Source organism: Brenneria nigrifluens DSM 30175 = ATCC 13028 (genome assembly GCF_005484965.1).
In the GTDB taxonomy this organism is placed as follows: Bacteria; Pseudomonadota; Gammaproteobacteria; order Enterobacterales; family Enterobacteriaceae; genus Brenneria; species Brenneria nigrifluens.
On sequence record NZ_CP034036.1, the window covers coordinates 3,754,053 to 3,776,670 of the forward strand.

The window sequence follows — 22,618 nt, forward strand, 5'->3', positions numbered from 1 at the left end:
ATAGGAAACGCGTAATGACAGACTCAACCCTTCCCCTTGTTGATCAAGAGGAGATGGAATCGGCCGTTCGGCGCTTTTTACCGGAGCTGATCGCCATTCGTCACCATATTCACCAGCACCCGGAAATTGGCTTTGAAGAGTTCGCCACCGCTCAACTGGTGGCGGAAAAACTGACGGCCTGGGGACTTTCCGTCGCCACCGGCATCGGCGGAACCGGCGTGGTCGCCACGCTGCGCGGCCGCTACCCCGGTTCAGGGAGCATCGGCCTGCGGGCGGATATGGATGCGCTGTACATCAGCGAAAAAACCGGCCTGCCTTATGCGTCGGTCCATGCGGGAAAAATGCACGCCTGCGGCCACGACGGCCACACCGCCATGTTGCTCGGCGCCGCGCGCTATCTGGCGCAGCACCCGGATTTCGCCGGCACGGTGCATTTTATTTTTCAACCGGCGGAGGAAGGGTTGGGCGGCGCGCCCGCCATGCTGAACGACGGCCTGCTGACGCGCTTTCCCTGCGACCGACTGTTTGGCCTGCACAATAAGCCCGGCGTCGCCGCCGGCCGCTTTTCCATTCGCAGCGGCCCGATGCTGGCGGCCAGCGACGTCTGGCAGGTAACCTTTCACGGCACCGGCGGGCACGGCGGCTCAGGGGCGCATTTATCCATCGACCCCACGCTGCCCGCCGCGCAGTTTATGCTCGGCCTGCAAACCATTATCAGCCGCAACGTTCCGGCGATGGAAGCCGCCGTACTGAGCATCGGCCATATTCAGGGCGGCGATATCAATGCCCCCAACGTGATCCCCGATCGGGTGAGGCTGAAAGGAACCGGACGCAGCTACTCCCCGGCAATCCGCCAGTTGCTGGAAACGCGCCTGCGCGAACTGGCGCACCACGCCGCCCAGGGCTTTGGCGCCACGGCGGAGGTGAGCTACCAGCATCAGTATCCCCCGCTGATTAACGATGCCCGGGTCACCGAGCTGGCGATCGCCGCCGCCGCACAGGTTGTAGGCGCCGAGCAGGTCGACACGGCGATGACCCCGCTGTTGGGGGCGGAGGATTTTTCCTACATGCTGGAACAGCGTCCCGGCGCTTTTATGATGCTGGGAAACAGCGGCGAAGACGACGCAGAGGTGCGCCATCTGCACACCCCGCACTACGACTTTAACGATGCGTTGATTCCATTGGGTATCCGCTACTGGGCGACGCTGGTCTATCAGGAACTGCGGCCGGCTTAAACCACAATACGAAAAGGATGAATCATGGTGGCTTTAGTGAAAACCAACCAACAGAGCCAAGAGCAAGAGGCGGACATCAAGCAACGCATCCTGCGTGAAGCGATCACCATCTTTGCCTGCAAAGGCAGCGAACTGACGACCATTCGTGAAATTACCGAAGCCACCAACGTCAATCTGGCGGCGGTGAATTATTACTTCGGCTCCAAGGATGGGTTGCTGCGCGCCGTGCTGGATGCGGTTCTCGGTCCGTTGAATGAGGTAAGAACGCGCCTGCTGGATGAGGTGGAGCAGACTTACGGCGCTATCCCGCCCGTCGCCGCGCTGCTGGATGCGCTGTTGCGCCCGCTGGTCAAGACGGCCCGCACCCCCGACGGCGGACGCATCGTGGTTCGTCTGCTGCAACATCTGCGCGCCACGCCGGGGCTGGGGGTGACCGCCCTGCTTTCCGCCCAGTTCGATCACACGGCTCATCGTTTTATCGATGCGTTTTCCCGCGCGCTGCCCGAATTATCCCGCGAGGAGATTATCTGGCGCTATGAATTCGCCCGCGGCGCGGCGATGCACGTCCTGACCGATGCGGATCCGCGCTCCGGCCGTCTGGCGCTGCTATCCAAAGGGCTGTGCGACAACAGCGACGACGATCGCGTTCTGGCGCATCTATTACGTTTTGTCGAGGCGGGCTTTATCGCCGAGCCGCTGCAATCCTGATGCATATTTATCCGTATATACCCTAAATAATTCGAGTTGCAGGAAGGCGGCAAGGGAAGGACAAATTCGTCGGGAACGAATTTGACCAGCCAACGGCTGGCCTCCGGTTAGAGACAGGATGTCTCTCATTCAATCCCGATGAGCTTACTAAAGTAAGTGATTCGGGTGACTGAGCGCAGCCAACGCATCTGCAGCTTGAAGTATGACGGGTATATGACTAAACAGGCAGGAAAGAGAAATGAGTAGAGAAAAAATCACCGGGTCGTTCGTCGCCCTGATAACCCCATTCAACGAAGACGGCAGCGTCGACTTCGGGGCGTTTGAAACCTTATTGAAATTTCAGGAAGACCACGGCACCGCCGCCGTGTTGATCATGGGGTCGACCGGGGAAGTCTCCATGCTTTCCGCTGAAGAGCGAAAAGAGATTATCCGCCGCACCGCGCAATACGGCACTGATAGAATGAAGCTTTTCTACGGCTGCACCGGCAATAATACCGATACCACCATTGATTACGTGCGCTACGCCAGGGATAACGGCGCGGACGGCGCCATTATCGCCGCGCCGGCTTACATATGCGCCAGCGAAAGCGACATCGAAAACTACTTTCTGGAGATTGCCGACGCCACCGACCTGCCGTTAGGGATCTATAATAATCCGCCGCGGGTGAAAACCGATTTGCACTGGAGCTCGCTGCTGCGCATCTTTAAGCACCCGAACTACGTGATTCATAAAGAGTCCACCACGCGCGTCGGTCAGGTCGCCCAGGTTCTGGCGGGCAATCCGGACGTTTCCGTCATGTGCTGCGACTCGCCGAACCTCGGTCTGGTGGTGCCGACCATGTCGCTGGGCGGGCACGGCACCGCCAATATGACCGGCAACATCGCCCCGGCGGAGTTGGCGGAGATCTCTCGGCCGTGGAAAGACGGCGCCGATGCGGAACGCTTTCGCGCGGCCTATCAGCATCTACTGCCGCTGCTGCACTATACCTATTCGGCGATCAACCCGGTGGCGGTAAAATCGCTGATGAAGGCGGTCGGCTTGCCGGCAGGCAGCCTGCGCCGGCCGCTGCGGGATTTGCGGGGCGAGGCGCTGCAAAGCGGCGTGCGCATTGTCAACGAGCTGGGATTAAGCGCCAAATACGGCTTTCGGGGGTGATTAGGCTTCCGTTTTAATCGCTTTTAACGGCTGCCGCCGTTGTGGCCGCCGTTAAAAACTCAGCGCGGGATAATCAATTCGGTGGATTGCTGACCAACAATGCGCCTGAAGCAGCGGCATTCCTTGCCGGGTTACCTTGCGAAGCACTGAACAAAGTCCCGCCGCTTTGGGTATTTTTCAATACCCATACCCGGCCATAGTGGTTATAGAATCCCGCCGCGTGACCGGCTTCATGTCCGATGCCCTGATAAATATCGAAGTGCTGGCCTTTGATCGCCCCGCCGACATCCAGCGCCACCATCAGACGCATCTCGTATTTGCCGGTGAACTTCCCTTCATTATCCAGTAAAGGCACCTCCGCCAGCAGCGCCGTGCCGGCGGGGATCAGCGAGCGATCGGAGGCCACCGAGGCCTTGGCCACCAGCGGTACGGCGCTCGCCCCCTTCACCGGCGACGTCATCATCGGTTTAAAGAACACAAAGGAGGGATTCTGTTCCAGCAGTTCGCGGACTTCGTACTCGGAGTGCCGTTCGGCCCATTGACGGATCGCCTGCATCGACATCTCTTCCCGCGCCACTTCCCCGCGGTCGATCAACACCTTGCCGATACTGCGGTAGGCATGGCCGTTCTTGCCGGCATAGCCGAAGAACGTCAGCGGGCGGCCGTCGCCGAAATCAATATAGGCGCTGCCCTGCACTTCCATCATAAAGTTATCCACCAGCGAGTTGGACCATGCCAGAATCAGTCTCTCGTCCAACGCGCCGGAATAAATTGACGCCCGATCCGGCAGGCGGCGGTTTTTCTTGCCGCGGGAAGGCATAGCATACAGCGGATAGCGGAACTCTCCCTGACGGGTATGGCGGGCTTGCAGCACCGGGGTGTAATAGCCGGTGAACTGCACGTTGCCGAAGTTGTCCACCCCCTCCATCTGCCAGGCGCTGAGACCGAATTGGCTCAGTTCCCGGGTATCGGCGCCCGACATCATCCAGCGTTCGATGGCCGCAAAGGTATTGTTGTTGCGGGTATACAGACTCGGCGATGCGGATCTGATTTCGGAGACCTGGGTGACGAAATCCCTGGCGTTGACCGGTTTGCCCGCGGCATTCGGCTCATTCACCAGTTCCAAAGGCTGGTTGAGGTGTCCATCCTTATATTGCTGCCCGCGATCGGTAGGTTTGGATTGGCACCCGGCCAGAATGGCGATGACGATACCGGTCAGCAAGTATTTTCCCCAACATCCTCTCATCTTCTTTGCGCTCTCTTTATGACATCGACGGATCCACCGCCGAACGATAACAAACACCTATAGAGAAAGAAACGGCGCCCGCCATAAAAAATTGCAGGAGCAATTTTTAACGCCGGATACGGCGGCCCGCAGGGTGGCGGGTAGGGATAGCCCGCCATAAAAAAACGCCGCACCGCACAGTATAGCCCCCCATAACGTTTAAAAAATAATCCATCAGGCGGTAAATTCAACACCTGCGCGGGTTATGGCATATTTTTCACAGAAATAGGTTGCATAGAAACGGATGGGGAGTATAGTGCGCATCCACGGACGCGGGGTGGAGCAGCCTGGTAGCTCGTCGGGCTCATAACCCGAAGGTCGTCGGTTCAAATCCGGCCCCCGCAACCAATTGATGTGAATAGACCATCAAAAGCAGTACGATATCAAGACGGACGCGGGGTGGAGCAGCCCGGTAGCTCGTCGGGCTCATAACCCGAAGGTCGTCGGTTCAAATCCGGCCCCCGCAACCAATTGATTATCGGCATAACAAGAACACCCTGACGGGTGTTTTTTTGTGCCTTGCGATCCCTGGCGGTCACCCTGCGGGCTGTCGCTTGCGCGCTACCTCCGCGCCTGGCTGTCGAAATAGGCTTTAATGCCGGCGAAAATGGATTCGGCCACCTGCTGCTGAAAGCGGCTAGTGCGCAATTTGCGCTCTTCTTCAATATTGCTGATAAAAGCCGTTTCCACCAGCACCGAAGGGATGTCCGGCGCTTTCAGCACCGCAAATCCGGCCTGATCGACGCGGTTCTTATGCAACCGGTTCACCTTGCCTAGCCGGGTCAATATTTCCCCGCCGAACTTCAGGCTGTCGTTAATGGTCACGGTCTGGACCAGATCAAACATGGTGTGGTCGAGATAGCGATCGCCGCTCATGCTGACCCCGCCGATCAAATCCGATTCGTTCTGCGTCTGCGCCAGAAAGCTTGCGGCGCTGCTGGTCGCCCCTTTCTTCGACAGCGCGAATACCGACGAACCTCTGGCCGCGCGGTTGGTGAACGCATCCGCATGAATAGAAATAAACAGGTCGGCCCGCTGCTTGCGCGCTTTGGCCACCCGCACGCGCAGCGGAATAAACACGTCTTCATTGCGCGTCATATACACTTTCATCTTGGGTTCGCGTTCGATCAACGCGCGCAGCCGACGGGCGATTTGCAGTACGATATCCTTTTCGCGGGTTTTATTCTTGCCGATAGCGCCGGGGTCTTCGCCGCCGTGACCGGGATCGAGCATAACCACCAGAGGACGGTCGCGCCCGGCTTTGCCCTGCTGCGGCGCCTCCGCCGGCAGCGTCCGCTCCAGATCGCCCTTGTTGTAATCCTCCAGCAGCGCCAGCAACGGATCTTCCGCATTATCATAACGGCCGGCCAGAGGGTAGAGATCCATCACCAGACGATGCCGGAACTCGGCGACCGGGCTCAGGGTAAACAGTTTGGCGTCTGTCCCCTGTTTTAGCTCCAGCACCAGACGCACGGTATTTTTATCAAACTGGCCGATGCGGGCAGTTTTAATCAAGGGATCGTTCTGCTGAAACTGGCTGGAGATACTCTTCAACACGCTATTCAGGTGGATATTTTCGATATCCACCACGATGCGATCCGGGTTGCCGAGGGTGAACTGCTTATACTTGAGCGCAAGATTTGATTCCAGCGTGACGCGGGTATAGGAAGAGGAAGGCCAGACGCGCACGGCGATCACCTGCGCGGCGGCGGCCATGCCGATACCGCTTACACTTAACAGCCAGGTTGCCGCGGCGCTTTGCAACAGGCGCCGCCGAGTCAGATTGTGATTCGAATAAGACATGCAACTCCGATCTGATTACTGTGTCGTTGGCGAATGCGCAAAACAGAGCGCTAAAAATTTCGAAAACTTTAACCAATCTCCATCCCTATGTCATTCAAAAATCATTTTTATGCATTACGCACCCTATATTTCAGGCCCGTTAGGGGAAATTCTTAATTTATCCCTCCCCTATTTCGCCGGTTACTTACCCCTTGCGTTTTGCCTGATAAAGAATAAAAATACAGAAATTACGAATAAAAATGCAAACAGGAGTCACAGTGAAGGAGCGTAGTACAGAACTGGTGGAAGGCTTCCGCCACTCGGTTCCCTATATCAATGCCCACCGTGGCAAAACTTTTGTCATTATGCTGGGCGGCGAGGCCATTGAGAATGAAAACTTCGCCAGTATCATTAACGATATCGGGCTGCTGCATAGTCTGGGGATTAAGCTGGTGGTGGTGTACGGCGCGCGCCCCCAGATTGACAGTAACCTGACCACGCATCACTACGAACCACGCTATCACAAGAATATCCGCATCACCGACCGGACCACGCTGGAGCTGGTCAAGCAGGCCGCCGGGATGCTGCAACTGGATATCACCGCCCGGCTCTCCATGAGTCTGAACAATACCCCGCTACAGGGCGCGCACATTAATGTCGTCAGCGGAAACTTTATCATCGCCCAGCCCCTCGGCGTGGACGACGGCGTCGACTACTGCCACAGCGGGCGTATCCGCCGTATTGACGAAGATGCCCTGCACCGCCAGTTGGACAGCGGAGCGATTGTTCTGCTCGGCCCGGTGGCGGTTTCCGTCACCGGGGAGAGCTTTAATCTGACCTCGGAGGAAGTCGCTACCCAGTTGGCGATCAAGCTGAAGGCGGAGAAAATGATCGGCTTCTGCTCTTCGCAGGGGGTGATTAATGAAGACGGCAAGATCATTTCCGAGCTATTCCCGGATGACGCCCAGCAGCGCATTGAAGCCATGGAGCAGGCAGGGGATTACCAGTCCGGCACCGTCAGATTTTTGCGCGGCGCGGTCAAAGCCTGCCGCTGCGGCGTACGCCGCAGTCATCTGATCAGCTATCGGGAAGACGGCGCATTGCTCCAGGAACTGTTTTCCCGCGATGGCATCGGCACGCAGATCGTGATGGAAAGCGCCGAACAGGTACGCCGCGCCACTATCAACGATATCGGCGGCATTCTGGAGCTGATCCGCCCGCTGGAACAGCAGGGCATTCTGGTCAGGCGCTCCCGCGAGCAGTTGGAAATGGAGATCGACAAGTTTACCGTCGTGGTGCGCGACAACCTGACCATCGCCTGCGCCGCGCTCTACCCTTTCCCGGAAGAGAGCATCGGCGAGATGGCCTGTGTCGCGGTGCATCCGGACTATCGCAGTTCCTCGCGCGGCGATATGCTGCTGCAGAAAATCGCCGCCCAGGCGCGTCAGCAAGGGCTGAAAAAACTTTTCGTCCTGACCACCCACAGTATTCACTGGTTCCAGGAGCGCGGTTTTTTACTCGCGGAAGTGGAAGTGCTGCCGAAGAAAAAACAGGAGCTATACAACTATCGTCGCCGCTCAAAAATACTGGTGTTGGATCTGGTCTGAAGCCGGCAGCCGTTGCGCGGCCGGCTAATCGAGCAGCAATCCGCCGGAGCGCAATACCCGCCGGCTCACCGCGTCGGTCAATACCCTATCGTGCCGCTCTCCGCCGCCCAGGCTAAACCAGTGGCGGGCGCGGGTGATGCCGGTATAGATAAGCTCCCGAGTCAGAATCGGGCTTAGATTGTCCGGCAACAACAGCGCGGTATGGGCGAACTCCGAACCTTGCGACTTATGCACCGTCATGGCGAACACCGTCTCCACCGACGGCAGACGTCCCGGCAATATCCAGCGGATCGCCCCCGAACCGTCGCCGGCGGGAAACGCCACGCGGATGCCCGCCTTTTGCCCGCCGTCGGGCAGCCGCTGAGGCACCTCCAGCGCGATGCCGATATCGCCGTTCATCAGTTTCTGTCCGTAATCATTGCGGGTCACCAGCACCGGCCGTCCCGGATACCAGTTGCGCCACGCGCCCAGCAGCCCGGCGTCAAACAGCAGTTCGGCGATACGCGCGTTCAATCCTTCCACGCCCCAGGTCCCGCGACGCAGGGCGCAGAGCAGTTGGAACCGGCCGAAGGCCTCCAGCACCGCGGCGGCCCAGGCGTCGAACGCCGCCTGCGGCGCCCGCGAATCCGGCCGTTCGGCCGCCATCACCCGCAGATAGTGGCCGTAGCCCACCGGCGGCGCGATGCCCGCCCGCGGCGCGAAAGCATCGGCGGCGCCATCGATCACCCAGCGTCGCCAGGCGCCCGCGTCGCCGGGATCCAGGGTCAGGCGCGCCAGATCGGGGTAATCCCGTTGCCAGAGGCGCGCCAGCGCCTGACCGTCGCCCTGATTGACCGCCGTCGCCAACTGCCCGATACCGCTGTCGGCGCCAAAACGGTGGCTGTAACGCAGCATGGCGATCGCCTGATCGAGCTCGCTCCCCCGCGGGTCGATCATCGCCTCGTCCGGCGCCGCTGCGGCCACCTCCAGCAGCCAGTCCCGCGTCTGCGGCAGATAGTGCCCCTCGGCGGCGCGCCGGCACAGCTCTCCCAGCAGCGCCCCGGCTTCCACCGACGCCAGTTGATCCTTGTCGCCCAGCAGGATCAGGCGGGCGTGCTCGGGCATGGCCGCCAGCAGCGCGGCCATCATCTCCAGATCCACCATTGATGCTTCATCCACCACCAGCACATCCAGCATCAACGGATGCCCGGCATGATGACGGAAATGGCGGGTATCCGGGCGGCTGCCCAGCAGGCGGTGCAGGGTCACCACTTTGCCGTCGATATCCTGCAGCTCGACCCCCAGCTCCGCCAGCGGCAGATGCGCCATCGCCCCGGCGATGGATTCGTTAAGGCGCGCCGCCGCCTTGCCGGTGGGCGCCGCCAGGCGGATACGCAGCGGCTGCCCGCGGGTTTCCAGCGCCAGCGCCTGCAACAACGCCAGCAGCTTCACCACCGTGGTGGTTTTACCGGTCCCCGGACCGCCGGTGATAATACTGAACCCGCTGCCCGCCGCCAGCGCGCAGGCCAACTTTTGCCAGTCGGTGCGCCCGCCGTTATTTCCCTTAAACAACAGGCTTAGCAAACGACGCAGCGTGGCGCGCGGCAGCTCGGCGCGCCAGCTGGCGCCCTGCGCCAGGCGCTGCTCTATCGCCGTGCGCACGTCCTGCTCATACTGCCAGTAGCGGCGCAGATATAGGCGGTGGCCGCGCAAGACCAGCGGCGTATTTCCCGCCGCCTCCGCCACCAGCAGGGGATGTCGCCGCAGCGCCGCCAGCCAGTTTTCCAGCGACACGCCCGCCAGCGCCTGCGCCGGCGGCGGAATATGGTCGTTGCCGCGATCGCCCTCCGGCGGCAGCGCCAGCGCGAAAGCGCTGTCGTTCAACGCCGCCGATAAATCGAGGCAGACGTGCCCGCGCCCCAACTGGTAGCTGACCAGCGCCGCGCCCAGCAGCAGCAACGGGTCAGCGTCCGCGGATTCCTGTTGCAGAAACAGCGCCAGTGAGCGATCCAGCTCGCGCAGCCAGCCGCACTCAACCCACCGATCCAGTAACGCGAATACGCTCTCGTTGGTCATTTTCATACCTTGGCCGCCTTATCGGCGCTAAACAGCCGTTCCAGCGACTCAATCAGGGATTTATCCGGGCGCTGGGGGCAAACGCCGCGGCTCACGGCCTGGCCGCCGCGCAGAAACAGATACAACGCGCCGCCGACGTGACGATCGTAGTCGTAATCCGCCAGGCGGGACTTCAGCAGGCGATGGAGCGCGAACAGGTACAGCGTCAGTTGCAGATCGTAGCGGTGATCGAGCATCGCGCGCGCCATGTTCGCCTCGTCGTAATCGGCGGCTTCCGCCCCCAGCCAGTTGGACTTGTAATCCAATACGTAATAGCGCCCCTGATGCTCAAACACCAGATCGATAAACCCTTTCAACATGCCGTTCAGTTCATCCGGCAATAGCGTCGCGCGCGGCGCGCCGTCCAGCGTCGCGGCCCTGACGTAACCGTCCAGCCGCTGGGTATGCACCTGGCTGAGCGAGAACCAGAACTCCATTTCAACCTGATACTGTGATTGGTTCAATCCGGCCAGCGTCATCGCGCCGGCGGCATGGTCATCTTTATGCGCCGGCATCGGCAGCGGCTGGTTGATCAAGGCCAGCAACCAATCCGTCAGCGTCGGGATCCAGTGCTGCCAGCCGCGGCGGTTACAGCGGCGCGCCACCTGATCCTCGACCCGCGGGCGATCCTGCGCCAGAGCGGCAAACCCCTCCTGCCCGGCCCACTCCAGCAGCGCATGGAGAAAATTGCCCGGCGCCGCGCCGCGCGGAAAGCCGTACAGATCGTTGCCCGCCGCCGGCAGCGTTAAACTCGCGCCGACCTCCCGCGCTTCGCTGAACGTCTCCTGCGCCGCGCTCTGTACTTCCGGCGACGGCGCGGCGACGGCGTCCGCGTCGACGTAGCTGCCCTGCGGGGCGATTTTCAGCCCGGAATAGCTGGTAATGCGCCAGCGATGGCTGCGGATATCCGGCAGCGCCGGCTCGGCGGCGAGCGCCAGTGCATGCTCTTCACCGCGGTAAACCTGCGTTTCCGATGGCGCCAGTTGCCGCACCTCGGCGGTCGCGCCGTAGCGCTCCAGCAATAGATCCGCCAGCTGCGCCGGCTCCACCGTCTCCCCGGCGTTGAGCAGATAGCCGGCGGCGCTGTTCTCCGCCCCTTTCAGCCACGCCATTCCCAGCCATATGGCATAGCGGGCCCGGGTCAGCGCCACGTAGAACTTACGCAGGTCTTCGCCCAGACGCTCACGCTCGGCCAGCTGCAGCTGCGCTTCGCTGCCGTTCAGGGACAGCCGCAGATTCCCCTGATCGTCGTGCCATTTCAGCGGCGAGTCCTTAGCGCTCACCGCGCGGAACGAGCAGGCGAAAGGCAGGAAAACCAGCGGATACTCCAGCCCCTTGGATTTATGCACCGTCACCACTTTTACCAGCGCCGCGTCGCTTTCCAGCCGCAGCTTGCGCGCATCGCCGCCCTGATTCTCATCCCGCCGCTGTTCGGCCAGATAGCGAATCAGCGCATGATCGCCGTCCAACTGCCCGCCGGCCTGCTGCAACAGTTCCGACAGGTGCAGCAGATCGGTCAGCGCGCGCGAGTCATTGGCGGACAACAGGCGGCGCGGAACGTCGAACTCCCACATCAGCCGGCGCAGCATCGGTAACACGCCCTGTTTGCGCCAGCATTTCTGATAGCGCTGAAACTGTTCTACCCGGCTCTCCCACTCCTGTTCGTCGTGGTTAAGCCTGTCGAGCTGCGGCCAGCTCAGCCCCAGCGTGGCGGTGCCCAGCGCCGCGCGCAGCAGGCGGTCGTTTTCCGGTTCGGCGCAGGCCGCCAGCCAGTATTGCAGTTCGCCGGCCTGCGGGCTGGCGAAGACGGACTCCTTATCCGAGAGATAGACGCTGCGTACGCCGCGCGCTTTCAGTTCGTCCCGCACCGCCTGCGCCTCGCGGCCGGTGTTGACCAGCACCGCCATATCGCCGGGACGTACCGGCAGAAGATCGTTTCCCGGCGCCGCAAAACCGGCCTGGCGTTGTTGCCCCAAACGCAGCAGCCGCACGATTTCATCGGCGCAGGCCGCCGCCATTCGCCGCCGGTAATCCGTTTTCGACAGCGGCTCCGGCTCGTCAACGCACTGGAACGTCATGGCGCCGGCTTCGGCATCCTCCACCAGCCAGCGTTCATCCCGTCCTTTGGCCCGCACCGCCGTAAACGGCACCTGATTTTCCCCGTCGCCGCGGCGGAACAGAAAAGCCCCGGCGCCCTGCGAACGCGACTCCGCCAGGGAAAACACCTGATTGACGGCGTCGATCATCGCCCGCGTGGAGCGGAAGTTGGTGGTCAGCGTGTAGTGCCGGCCGGCGGTATCGCGCCGCGCCCGCAGGTAGGTAAAAATATCTGCGCCGCGGAAGGCGTAAATCGCCTGCTTGGGATCGCCGATCAGGATCAGGCCGTACTGCGCGTCGTTTTCCTTCACCCGGTAAACGGCGTCGAAAATGCGATATTGCAGCGGGTCGGTATCCTGAAACTCATCGATCATCGCCAGCGGGAACTGCTGGCGGATCATCTGCGCCAGCCGCGGGCCGTTCTCGCTGCTCAGCGCCGCATCCAGCCGGACCAGCAGGTCGTTGAATCCCATCTGCGCCCGCCGTTGCTGCTCCTGCTGAAAACGCGCGGCGACCCAGCGGCAGGCGTGCCGCAAGACGCCGCCGCGGGCGTCCGGCAGGTTTTTCAATTTTTCCGGCAGGGTTTCCATCGCCGTCAGCGCCGGGTGATCGGGCGGCTGGCCCTGTTTCCAGCATTCGCGCAGCCCGGCCGGCGTCAGGCGCGTCCAGCCGGCGCCGATATCCAGCGTGTCGTCCGCGCCGTTCGCCCAGGCCTGCAATTTTTCCAGCCAGGGCAGGAAATAGCTCGCCCGAAGTTTGCGCCCGTCGACCACTTTGGCGGCCACGGCGTCTTCCAGCAGGGTGCGCAGTTCCCCGCACCAGACGTCCCAGCCGCTTTTCAGCGCCGCCAGCTCCCGCGCTTTTTCCTCGCGCGCCTGCGCAAACACCTGCTGCGGCGGCGTGACGGCGCCCAGCAAATCCACGTGTTCCAGCAGCGGCTTCAGGCTGCGGTAAAGCGCGTCCGGCTCGCTCCACCAGTTGCGCAACGCGGCGATATCCTTGACGTCGAGGGGGAAAAAGAAGGTGCGCCAATAGTCGCGCACCACCTCCAGCAGCAGTTCGCTCTGGTCGGTTTCCAGCGTTTGACTAAACAGGCTGTCGCTGTCGAACGCGTGCTCGCCCAGCATGCGGTTACACCAGCCGTGAATGGTGGATACCGCGGCTTCGTCCATCCACTCGGCCGCCAGCTGCAGCTTGCGCGCGCAGCCCGACCACTGTTCCGGCGGGTATTCCGCCCGTAGGTCATGCAGTAAATCCTCGTTCGCCGGTCGCGGCGCCACCTCCTGCGGCGAGCGCTGGAAATAACCGGCGGCTTCCGTCAACCGGGCGCGGATGCGGTCGCGCAGCTCTTTGGTGGCCGCATCGGTAAAGGTGACCACCAGAATTTCCGGCGGGGTCAGGGGGCGCGCAAAGGCCCGCTCGCCGCCGTGCCCCAGCACCAGGCGCACATACAGCATGGCGATGGTGAAGGTTTTGCCGGTGCCGGCGCTGGCCTCGATCAGACGGCTGCCGCTCAGCGGGAAATTCAGCACATCCAGCGGGGAAGGCATGGTTTGGGCGTTCATTCGCGGGCTCCTTGACGGCTACGGGCCGAGTTCGCCTTTACGCTGTGGTACAGCGGAGCGAGCAGCCGTTGCGTCCATTGGGCGAATTCGCCCTCCGCCCACAACGCGGCAAAGCTCGGCCAGGCGCGCGACAGGTAGGGGTTGTCGCCCAGTTCGGCGAATTTGTTATTCTGCGGGTCGTGATCTTCATAGCAGGCGCGCGCCGCGCCGCCCGCCTCGCTGTCCGGCGGCGTTGTCGGCTCGCCGCCGCGATCCAGCCAGCAGAAGCCGGTTTTCGCCGCCAGCGGCAGCGGACGCCGCATCCCCTCGCGCCAGGCGGCGATCAACGCCTGCCAGTATTGCCGCGCCTGCTCAATCTCAAGCGGCGCCAGATGGACGGTGCCGTTTTTACCGACAATCACGCTGGACATCGCTTCTCCGCCAAGATGCCCGGCCAGATGCGTCACCCAGAAGGGCGGCAGCCTCTCCCAGCGGTAGCTGCGCTTTTTCTCATCCATCAGGCCGCTGCTTTCCAACACCAGCCGGCAACGTCTGCCGTCATCATCGCGGCGTAACTCACCCAGCCAGTCTTCAAGCGGCGCATCGTTCAACACCAGCTGTTCCGCCGGCAGCGAATGGGGCCAGCGCGCCAGTTCCTGCGCATAGCGGGCGAAGATATCTTCCATCGGCTCGGCCAGCGTCTGTTCCAGTACGCGGGAAAACCCGCCCGGCGCCAGCTCGCCGCGGCGGGCGATGCGCTCCAGCTGTTGTTGCAACGCCGGTTCACGCGGCATGCCGCGCTGCACCGCCTCTTTCTGCACCTGAATCAGCTCGTCCTGCAGGCGCCAGTTTTCCAGCGCATCGATGGCGAAGGGTTCCTGATCGTTGCTCGCCGAGTCCTCCAGCTCGAAGTAAATATTCAGCCGCTGGCGGAAGAAGCTGCGCACCGGATTACGTAAAAAGTCAGCCAGTTGACGCAGCGTCAGCGCCCCCTCCTGCTGATAGTCCGCCAAGTCCTGCGTTTCGCTTTCCCGCGGCGCTTCCGGCAGCAAGCCGGCGCGCCATTCGCGCGCGTAGCTGAACAGCGGGCTATCGGCGGTAAAGTAATCCTGGTTGAACGGCTGCAGACGGTGCTCCACCGTCAGCGCGGCGAGCAGATCGCCGCCGCCCTGTTGCCGCCAGCCGGCGGCGAGATGATCGCGCAGCTGCGCCACCAGCACCGACGGCGGACGCTCGGCGTTGTCGTGAATGCTGCGCCCCACCCAACTGATATACAGCCGCTCGCGCGCCGACAGCAGCGCTTCGAGGAACAGATAGCGATCGTCCTCGCGGCGCGAGCGATCGCCGGGGCGATAGTCCCGCCCCATCAGATCGAAATCGAGCGGGATGCGGTTGCGCGGATAGTCGCCGTCATTCATCCCCAGCAGGCAAACGTGGCGGAAAGGGATGGCGCGCATCGGCATCAGGGTGGCGAAGGTCACCGCGCCGCCGAAAAACGGCTGGGTCATCCCCGGTTGCGCAAACAGCCCCAGCCAGTGCTCCCGCACCACCGACAGCGGCAGGCTTTGCTCCAGCGCCACGCTTTCGCAGGCGTCCAGCCAGTTTTGCAGGCCGTCCTCCAGTTGCCACAGAATAAAGCCCTCGTCGCCGTCATCGGCGACGAAAAACATCGCCAGCAGATCGCGCAGGCGCTCGCCCCACTCTATCGGGGTCGCCGTCCGGCACAGCATTCTCCAGGCCTGTTCCAGGCTGTTAAGAAAGCGCGCCAGCTGCCCGGCCAGCGCCGCGTCAAGCCCGCCGACTTCGTCCAGCGGCTCAATGTCCCGCCACGCCTCGCCGCCGCCCACCGCATACCCCAGCAGCATGCGGCGCAGGCCGAAGAACCAGCTGTTTTGCGCCGGCGCCTGCGGTAAATCCAGGCTTTGCCGCTGCTCCGCATGCAATCCCCAGCGCACGTTGGCCGAGCGGATCCAGCGTTGCAGCAGCGGCAGCCGCTCTTCGCTAATGGCAAAACGCTGCCGTAGGGCGGGCACGTCGAGCAGATCGAGCAGATCGCTTACCGCGAAGCGCGACTGCGGCAAATTCAACAAACGCTCCAGGGCTCCCAGCAGCAGGCTGTTCTGACGCGCCCCGCGATCGGCTACGCTGAAGGGGATATAACGCACATCCTGATAGTCCGTCAGGCCGAATACCGCCTGAATATGCGGGGCGTAGCCATTGATATCGGGCACCATCACGATGATGTCGCGCGGACGCAGAGTGGCGTCCGCGGCAAACGCCGCCAGCAGTTGATCGTGCAACGCTTCCACCTCGCGCTGCGGACTATGGGTAATATGAAAGCGGATCGACCGATCGCGCGGGAGGTCGGCCGCCGGCCACAGCGCCCGGCTTTCCGCCAGCGGGCGCAGCTCGCGGATATCATCCTGCAACTGGTGCAGCAGCGTATCCCCGCCGTTTTCCTCAAACAGGTCGATACGGGCTATCTCCGGCAGCAGCAGCGATTCATACCGTTCGCGCTGGTCGTATTCATCCAGCAGGCCGATATAATCCCGCCCCTGTTTTCCCCACGCCGCCAGCAGCGGATGCGCATGCTGGTGCAGCTCCTCTTCGGCGATGACTTCAGGCATGCCCGGTTTGCGCTGCTGGCGAATGCGCTCGGCGCGCAGCAAATCCTTGTCGGCAATGATATTGCCCCAATAGTGTTCGCACGGGTTGTGCACGCACATAAACACCTGGGTCCAGCGCCCGATGGCCGCCAGCACCTCCAGCGCCTGCTGCGGCAGAGAGGAGATACCGAACACAACGACGCGCGCCGGCAGGCCCGCAGGCCGTTCATCATCGCCCCGCTGTTCCGCCTGCGCCAGAAAACGCTGGTGCAGCGCCGCCCGGCTGGTTTCCGACAGCGCTTCCCCGGCGTCGTCCAGCAATGCGCGCCACAGCAATGGCTGCCAGCTCTGCTCTTCCGGCAAAGGCTCCCGGCCGCGACGGCTGGTATTCAGCACGTCATTGCCGCTTGCCCAGTCGGCCAGCCAGTCGGAGCGGTACACCTGATACTGGTCGAACAAATCGGCCAGCCGTTCGGAGAGCTGATAAAGCTTGCGCCGGTCGTCATCCTGTTGCAGAAAACGCGCCAGCGGGGCAAACGCCGGCTGCGCCAGCAACGACGGCAGCAGGCGCATCAGCCGCCAGATCAGCAGGGGCTTGTCGAACGGCGAGGAGTCGGGCACCCGCTCGCGCCCCAGCACGGCCCGATAGACCTGCCAGAAAAAGCGCGCCGGCAGTTGGATATCCAGCGCCGCAGCCACGCCGCAGCCGCCGTCGTCCGCGTCGCGCGCCAATGCCAGCTTCAGCCATTGTCCGATGCCGTTGCTCTGTACCAGAATGACCTCATTATCGAGCGCCGGCAGAGGGTGGGCGGACATCCATGAGACCAGCACGTCGCGCAGCACTTCGGAATGATTGCCGTGAATCACCATCATTCCGGGCTGCAGGGCATTGTCGTTCGTCAAAGCCATAGTGATTTATCTCGCCGGCGCTTTTTGCAACGGCAGCGTTTTCTGCAACGAGGAGGTGTCAGGATAGGTATGCCACCCCTGCGGCGCGGCATACTCCGCCTTGCCGTGATGATTGCCGGAAATTTGCGACAACACCGCCAGCCCCTGCGGCTTCAGCGCCTGACTGAAGTAATCGGCCAGCTGTTGCACCGTCAGCGGCTTGATGGTGGCGATCAGCTTTTCGCGGGTGTCAAAGCTGAAATTTTCCCGCTGCAGATCGTTAAGAAAACGCCTCGCCTCTTCATCCAGCGTTTGCGGGCGCTGGCTCAGTTCATTAATCACCCCCTGTTTGTACTGGGCGAACTCGTCGGCGCTCATCGCCCGCAGCCGCGCCTGCGCTTTCTGATAGAAATCCTGATAGCGCTGATACAGATAGGCCGGTTGTTTACTGTTGCTTTGCAGCAGGAAACCGATCCCCCATTGCCGCCCGACGGAGATCGGGAAAGCGAATACCGCGTAGCCGAGCTGCTCTTCCGTTCTTAGCTGGCTGTAGAACCAGGGCTGAATAATCTGCCCCAGCACCGAGCTATAGGCCATGCCCTGAATTTCGCCGTAGCCCGTCGGCACATATACCGAGGCCAGCGCGGAATCGCTGCTGCCGCCGGGCCGCTGCAGGTTGGCCCGCTGCGTTTTATCAATTCGCACGTCATCGCTGCGCCACAGGATTTCTCCGCCGCAGTTCAGGCGGGCTTTTAGCGTCTGCGCCAGTTCCGTTACCCGTTGCGGCGGCAAATTCCCCACCACCAGCATTTCCGGCGCCGCCTGTTGCAGCAGCGTTTTGCGGTACTGCACAATGTCCCGCAGCGTAATCTCCGGCAGCAAATCGCGCCGCTCGGCGCGTTCGGTATAGGGCACCTGCGACAGCGCCTGGATCGGCTGAATGGCCAGTTCAAACGCTTTCCCTTTTTCCGCCGCCTCCAGTTGCTGCGCATACCAGGACTTCGCCTGCTGCAGCTGCTCTTCCGTCGAGGAGAAAGAGGTATAGCCCTCCACCAGCGCCAGCAGAAGCTGAGGCAGGCGCTGCGTGTAGCCGTTGGCCTTGATGGTCAGTCCGTCATTGCTGCTGGTGGAGAAGCTGATGCCGCCCACCGACGCCTGATAGCTCAACTCATCCAGCGCCAGACCGGCCAGATAGTCGTTCAGGGCGAACAGAACCTGATTGCGGGCGCTGTTGCGGGCTTCTTGATTGCGTAAAAACAAGGTGATATCGGCCCTGGGCTCATCGGCGAAGTAGCGGCTGGGCATATACAGCACCCGCAATCCCGGCTGTTGCAGCAACACTTGCGGATGGGTAACGCCAGTATCCGGTTTAATCAGGGAAAAATCATCCGGAATATAGGGGTTGACCGCGGGGAGCGTCAGTGAAATTTTCCGTCCCAGTGTTTCCCACCGGGCAAAGGTGGCGGCGGGCACGCTGTCCACCTGATAAGGCGCATCGACAAAATAGGCCACCTTGTTGTGCGGTTCATTCGGACCGATCAGCCAGATACGGGCGTTCTGCGGACGCATCTCATCCAGCCGCGCGGCAATGGCTTGCGGATCGTAGCGATCGGCCAGATATACCGCATCCAGCGTATGTTCCACCGGCACCCGCAGCATGGTATCCACCAGCCATTCGATATAGTCCATATCGCGGCTGATGGAGGGGTAGCGGAAATCCAGATCCAGCACGTTGGCGATTTCATCGAAATAGCGCTGCTGGATGCCTTCCCGGCGCAACAGCTGCAGGTAATTGAAGATTGCCGCGATAACCTCATCGCGCCGCGCCAGACCTTTATCCGTTAACGAGGCCGAAATGGCGAAAATGCCGCCGTTGCGATCGATAACCGGGTCGGAACCGGCGCCGATGGACTCCACCAGCCCCTCTTTCTGCAACCAGTCAGATAGCGTGTTCTGGCTGCGGTTGCCGATCAGATAGCCGATATAGGTATCCGTTTTGCTGCGAAATGCCTGGCTGTTGTTATCCACCCGGAATTCAATGCGCAGCTGTTTGCGCGGCTGTGCCGGAACGTAGTGGATGATGATACCGCGCTGCGCTTCGGTGGCTACCGGGACGGTAATCGGCGGCACGTCGGCGTCATGATTGGCGATGCGCCCGAAGGTGCTCGCCGCCAGCGCGGCCAGCTCCGGTAAAGGCCGGTTGCTGTAAATCACCCCTTTCATCAGATTGGCGGAGTAATAGCGCTGATAAAACTTCACCAGTTCGTCGTGCAGCTTGCTGCCGGGCTTGTCGCTCAGGGTGTCGAGATTGCCGCCGGAGAATCGCGAGCTGGGATGCGCCGGATTCAAGGTTTCCGCTCCCACCTGCGCCATGCGATGGCCGTCGCGGGAACGGGCCATGGTCATCTCCGCATTCACCGCGTGCCGTTCGCGGTCGGCGTTGATCGGATCGAGCAAAGGCGCGGCGATGGCGTCCGCCAGACGGTCAACCGCCGGTTGCAGCGCATCATTTTCCACTTCCAGATAATACGCCGTGCGGTAAGACGCGGTGCTGGCATTGTGGCTGCCGCCGTGCTTTTTCAGAAATTCGGACAGAGCCTCCGGCTGCGGATAGCGTTTGGAGCCCATCAACACCATATGCTCAAGATAATGCGCCAGCCCCAGCTGGCTGGCGGGATCGTCCAGCGACCCTACCGGCAACGCCAGCGAGGCCAGGGATTTCGTCGCCTGCGCATCGGAAACCAGCAGCACCGTCATGCCGTTATCCAGTTTTATCGCCTGATACTGGCGCGGATCCTTGTCGCTTTTATGAATGGTTTGCGCCAGCGGCTGCCAACCGGTTTCCGCCCAGCTCAACGGAAGCCAGAAAATAAATAACAACAACCACCCGCTAATCCAGACAAACTGCCTACGCATGCATTTCTCCATAGCCTTTACGTCGAATAGATAAATCAAATCAGAGTAGAACGGATTGGCGACAGTCACCAGTATAGATCCGTCATACTTCACGCTGCCGGACAAAACCAGCGGATGAGCCGCGCCTGGTAGTGTCGCGGCGTGGTCGAGGTGGCCGTCACCCTGCGGCATCCCGCCCCCTGCGCCTGTTCCGACAGAGTGAATCGCCATCCGCTTTCCGGCGGCGGAACCATTGCATGGTACTTCATTCCGGCTTCATAGGCTTCCAGTTGCTGAGCAGCCAGCCGCCATGCCTGACGCTGCTGCCATTGATGCTGGAACGATTGCAGCAAAACCTGATGGTATTGCAACAGCCCGAGCAGCGATATCGCAAACAGGAGCGCCGCCGCCAGCGTTTCCGGCAGGCTGAAGCCGCGCTGCTGAAACGGCCGGCTGCGGAGCGCCCTATTGCGCATCGGCACAGCGGGAGCTTTCCTTATCCGGACAAAAATCCAGCCAGCCTTGGGACAAGGACTGCAGGGTAACATCCTCCGACACCGGCGTTAAGAATATCACTCTGCGGTACAGCGCCAGCGGACGCGGCTGCGCCGGGAGCCGTCCCTCGCCGCGCAATAGCCATTCCTCCCCGCCGGACGCCTTTTTCAGACAGGCGCGCAACGATTCCGGCGCCAGCGCCTGACACTGCCAACCCTGCTCCGCGTCGCGCCAGCGCAGGCTCATTCCCCAGTTCAGCGAGGATAACGCCTGATTAAACGCGTGTAGATAGTGGCGCTCATCGCTCCCCGTCCGTATCGCCGCATCAAGCTGACGCTGCAGGCCGGACAGCAACAGCAGCCCGACGATGGAGAGCAGCATCACCATCGTCAACGTACCGCCGCCGGACTGCCATGCCTTGTTCATTGATTACGCCCCACGATCAAGCGGGTGATTTGCCGGCCGATAGACGGCCGTTTCGTCCAGTAGCCCGCCAGTTGCAGCTGATACAGCACCGCGCCCGGGCGATCGCTCAGCGCTTGTATACGAAACTGCGCGATCGTCACTTCCTGCGGATCAAAGCGTTTTTCCCAGCGATCGCCCTGACAGCCATGCGTTCCCCGCTGCACTTCCAGGGCGCCGGCGCGCAAACGATAGCCGAAAGATTCGCCGTCCTGCCGCTCGCCGCCGTCCCAAACGCCGTTGCGGTTCAGATCGTATGACACATTAAGGCAGCTTTGCGCCGCCTCGCCCGGATAGTTGCCGATGCTGACGGCGCGCCCCCGGCATTCACCGGCGCAGAACCCCGCCCGGCGGAGATCCTTTTCAATCCCGGATACCGCCTGCCCGAGCACCTGATCCAGGCGGAAATAGTGGGCGCTGTTCTGGCTTTGCGCGCGCAGCAGCGGATAGAGCTGCGCCGCCGACAGCATAATCAGGCTGCCCAGACTGAGCGCCAGCAACGTCTCCGCCAGCGTGAATCCCCGTTGCCCTCGGTTCAACATAGCGGGATCGCCAGCACCTGCCGGTCCTCGCTGCACAGACGCAGGCGCCCGCGCGCCGAGATCACCAGGCGCAGTTTTCCGGCGGCGTTCGCCAGCGTAATATGCCCGGCCTGCGCCGTATTGCGTAAGCCGTAAAAAGTCAGGGTATCGCTGGTAAACGCCGAGACGGAGAGATCTTTATTGGCGCGCGTAAACTGGCGGGGGTTCTGTTCCGCGCAGCTTTTTATTGCGCGATCGTCCGCCGCGTCGTTCAGGCACCAGTATTCACCCTGCCGTATAAGCCGCGCCGTGCGGGTTTCATTACGCCAATCGGCGTTGGTCTGCACCCGGCTTAAAAAATCCAGCAACTGCCGCGCGCCCTGCTCCAGCCGCAGCGCCTGTTGATACCCCGTCCAGGCGTGCAGACCGCCGCCGGCCAGCAGCGCCGCTATCGTCAGAACCGCCAATAATTCAAGCAAGGTTACCCCCCGCGATTGTCGAATAGCCGTTTTCATACCGCCAGTGTGGGGATTTTATTGAATAACGATAGGGGATTAACGGCGTTATACGAGAAGATACGCAATGTTTGCGCGCAACCATGCAACGGAGGGGGAAAGATGCGGGGAGCAACCCTGATTCTGCTGAGGAACCAGGTAGTTACCCCACCCCAGCCCTCCCCTTCGCAGGGGCTGTCTCTTATACACAAATCCAAGGAACCTCTAGAGGCCATGTGTATTCTGGTCTTGGGGTCATTCTTGGTTCTTTGTTTTTTGCTTTTCGTCGGCGTAAGAAATCACGCTGAGGTGGACGACCCCGCGAATGCGCCGCAGGGAAGCGGCGCAAGCCAGTGCCGCGTCGGACAAAAACGCCGGGAGCGTTTTTGAACAGCGCTTGCGCTGGCCCGGTAGGGCGAGTCTCAGGGATGAGACGAGTATTCCGTCACTGGCGGTTCGGGACAGGGGGCGACCGCCGAAGGCATCGCGTCAGCGACGTGATTTCAGCCACTAGCCCGGGTCCGGAGGGTGGTGGCGCTTGAACCACCCTGCGTCGGGCGCGTGCTGCGACATAGCAGAGAAATGACGCCCTTCTAGCGCACGAAATAGCGCTGAACTCACATATACCGTTAACAGTAAATATGTGACTAGGAGACAGTCGCAGGGGAGGGAGTCAGCTCCTCCCCCTGACAAGAGGGAGGCCGGGAGGGGGTCATTAATGGCGAATAGCCGAATTTTGTCAACGAGCC

The 22,618-nt window shown here is 61.6% G+C and carries 14 protein-coding genes and 2 tRNA genes; 6 read left to right on the plus strand and 10 right to left on the minus strand.

Features of this window, described 5'->3' with window-relative positions:
* The first annotated feature begins 14 nt into the window (after positions 1–14).
* The 3 genes from EH206_RS17615 to EH206_RS17625 all read left to right on the plus strand — a co-directional run bounded on the left by EH206_RS17615 (position 15) and on the right by EH206_RS17625 (position 3,099).
* Positions 15–1,235, plus strand: a complete 1,221-nt coding sequence (locus EH206_RS17615; protein ID WP_009114173.1) for a M20 aminoacylase family protein — start codon at positions 15–17, stop codon at positions 1,233–1,235.
* A gap of 24 nt (positions 1,236–1,259) precedes the next feature.
* Entirely contained in the window at positions 1,260–1,943 is a 684-nt protein-coding gene (locus tag EH206_RS17620; RefSeq protein WP_009114174.1) for a TetR/AcrR family transcriptional regulator, read from the plus strand.
* 238 nt (positions 1,944–2,181) lie between these two features.
* The gene (locus EH206_RS17625) at positions 2,182–3,099 is read left to right on the plus strand and encodes a 4-hydroxy-tetrahydrodipicolinate synthase family protein (RefSeq protein WP_009114175.1); all 918 of its coding nucleotides are present in this window, start codon (positions 2,182–2,184) and stop codon (positions 3,097–3,099) included.
* 73 nt (positions 3,100–3,172) lie between these two features.
* Here the strand turns inward: EH206_RS17625 and mltA are convergent, their stop codons facing one another.
* On the minus strand, positions 3,173–4,345 hold the full coding sequence (mltA, locus tag EH206_RS17630) for a murein transglycosylase A (RefSeq protein ID WP_009114176.1): 1,173 nt from the start codon (positions 4,343–4,345) through the stop codon (positions 3,173–3,175).
* Between the two features lie 310 nt (positions 4,346–4,655).
* Between mltA and EH206_RS17635 the strand changes: the two genes are divergently transcribed.
* Positions 4,656–4,732: transfer RNA gene (locus tag EH206_RS17635), tRNA-Met, on the plus strand.
* Between the two features lie 45 nt (positions 4,733–4,777).
* Positions 4,778–4,854 (plus strand) — tRNA-Met (locus EH206_RS17640).
* Between the two features lie 91 nt (positions 4,855–4,945).
* Here the strand turns inward: EH206_RS17640 and amiC are convergent.
* Positions 4,946–6,187, minus strand: coding sequence for an N-acetylmuramoyl-L-alanine amidase AmiC (gene amiC, locus EH206_RS17645; RefSeq protein WP_009114177.1), 1,242 nt, complete (start codon positions 6,185–6,187; stop codon positions 4,946–4,948).
* Between the two features lie 239 nt (positions 6,188–6,426).
* On the opposite strand from amiC, the gene argA reads away from it, so the two are divergent.
* Positions 6,427–7,773: an amino-acid N-acetyltransferase gene (argA, locus tag EH206_RS17650; protein WP_071778488.1), complete on the plus strand. Its 1,347-nt coding sequence runs from the start codon at positions 6,427–6,429 to the stop codon at positions 7,771–7,773.
* A gap of 24 nt (positions 7,774–7,797) precedes the next feature.
* Here argA and recD read toward each other — a convergent pair whose 3' ends face one another.
* The 8 genes from recD to EH206_RS17690 all read right to left on the minus strand — a co-directional run bounded on the left by recD (position 7,798) and on the right by EH206_RS17690 (position 21,890).
* Complete coding sequence (gene recD / locus EH206_RS17655; protein WP_009114179.1) at positions 7,798–9,834, minus strand: exodeoxyribonuclease V subunit alpha; 2,037 nt, start codon at positions 9,832–9,834, stop codon at positions 7,798–7,800.
* The gene (recB, locus tag EH206_RS17660) at positions 9,831–13,529 is read right to left on the minus strand and encodes an exodeoxyribonuclease V subunit beta (protein WP_009114180.1); all 3,699 of its coding nucleotides are present in this window, start codon (positions 13,527–13,529) and stop codon (positions 9,831–9,833) included. Before recB ends, recD begins: the two co-directional genes overlap by 4 nt.
* The gene (gene recC, locus EH206_RS17665; RefSeq protein WP_009114181.1) at positions 13,526–17,023 is read right to left on the minus strand and encodes an exodeoxyribonuclease V subunit gamma; all 3,498 of its coding nucleotides are present in this window, start codon (positions 17,021–17,023) and stop codon (positions 13,526–13,528) included. The genes recB and recC overlap by 4 nt, the downstream gene beginning before the upstream one ends.
* A 6-nt stretch (positions 17,024–17,029) precedes the next feature.
* Entirely contained in the window at positions 17,030–19,918 is a 2,889-nt protein-coding gene (gene ptrA / locus EH206_RS17670) for a pitrilysin (protein ID WP_040343392.1), read from the minus strand.
* A gap of 89 nt (positions 19,919–20,007) precedes the next feature.
* The gene (locus EH206_RS17675) at positions 20,008–20,373 is read right to left on the minus strand and encodes a prepilin-type N-terminal cleavage/methylation domain-containing protein (protein WP_009114183.1); all 366 of its coding nucleotides are present in this window, start codon (positions 20,371–20,373) and stop codon (positions 20,008–20,010) included.
* Positions 20,363–20,818 carry a YgdB family protein gene (locus EH206_RS17680; protein ID WP_009114184.1) on the minus strand — a complete coding sequence of 152 codons (456 nt, stop codon included), beginning with the start codon at positions 20,816–20,818 and terminating at the stop codon, positions 20,363–20,365. Before EH206_RS17680 ends, EH206_RS17675 begins: the two co-directional genes overlap by 11 nt.
* Positions 20,815–21,396, minus strand: coding sequence for a prepilin peptidase-dependent protein (locus tag EH206_RS17685; protein ID WP_009114185.1), 582 nt, complete (start codon positions 21,394–21,396; stop codon positions 20,815–20,817). The genes EH206_RS17680 and EH206_RS17685 overlap by 4 nt, the downstream gene beginning before the upstream one ends.
* Entirely contained in the window at positions 21,390–21,890 is a 501-nt protein-coding gene (locus EH206_RS17690) for a prepilin peptidase-dependent protein (protein ID WP_009114186.1), read from the minus strand. Before EH206_RS17690 ends, EH206_RS17685 begins: the two co-directional genes overlap by 7 nt.
* Between the last annotated feature and the right edge of the window lie 728 nt (positions 21,891–22,618).

What these genes read in the sequence shown, in the direction of transcription:
- EH206_RS17685 (WP_009114185.1), bottom strand. Translation starts at nt 21,396, where the DNA reads ATGTTGAACCGAGGGCAACGGGGATTCACGCTGGCGGAGACGTTGCTG.
- recD (WP_009114179.1), bottom strand. Translation starts at nt 9,834, where the DNA reads ATGAAAATGACCAACGAGAGCGTATTCGCGTTACTGGATCGGTGGGTT.
- EH206_RS17690 (WP_009114186.1), bottom strand. Translation starts at nt 21,890, where the DNA reads ATGAAAACGGCTATTCGACAATCGCGGGGGGTAACCTTGCTTGAATTA.
- recC (WP_009114181.1), bottom strand. Translation starts at nt 17,023, where the DNA reads ATGGCTTTGACGAACGACAATGCCCTGCAGCCCGGAATGATGGTGATT.
- EH206_RS17680 (WP_009114184.1), bottom strand. Translation starts at nt 20,818, where the DNA reads ATGAACAAGGCATGGCAGTCCGGCGGCGGTACGTTGACGATGGTGATG.
- EH206_RS17620 (WP_009114174.1), top strand. Translation starts at nt 1,260, where the DNA reads ATGGTGGCTTTAGTGAAAACCAACCAACAGAGCCAAGAGCAAGAGGCG.
- ptrA (WP_040343392.1), bottom strand. Translation starts at nt 19,918, where the DNA reads ATGCGTAGGCAGTTTGTCTGGATTAGCGGGTGGTTGTTGTTATTTATT.
- EH206_RS17625 (WP_009114175.1), top strand. Translation starts at nt 2,182, where the DNA reads ATGAGTAGAGAAAAAATCACCGGGTCGTTCGTCGCCCTGATAACCCCA.
- EH206_RS17615 (WP_009114173.1), top strand. Translation starts at nt 15, where the DNA reads ATGACAGACTCAACCCTTCCCCTTGTTGATCAAGAGGAGATGGAATCG.
- EH206_RS17675 (WP_009114183.1), bottom strand. Translation starts at nt 20,373, where the DNA reads ATGCGCAATAGGGCGCTCCGCAGCCGGCCGTTTCAGCAGCGCGGCTTC.
- amiC (WP_009114177.1), bottom strand. Translation starts at nt 6,187, where the DNA reads ATGTCTTATTCGAATCACAATCTGACTCGGCGGCGCCTGTTGCAAAGC.
- recB (WP_009114180.1), bottom strand. Translation starts at nt 13,529, where the DNA reads ATGAACGCCCAAACCATGCCTTCCCCGCTGGATGTGCTGAATTTCCCG.
- mltA (WP_009114176.1), bottom strand. Translation starts at nt 4,345, where the DNA reads ATGAGAGGATGTTGGGGAAAATACTTGCTGACCGGTATCGTCATCGCC.
- argA (WP_071778488.1), top strand. Translation starts at nt 6,427, where the DNA reads ATGCAAACAGGAGTCACAGTGAAGGAGCGTAGTACAGAACTGGTGGAA.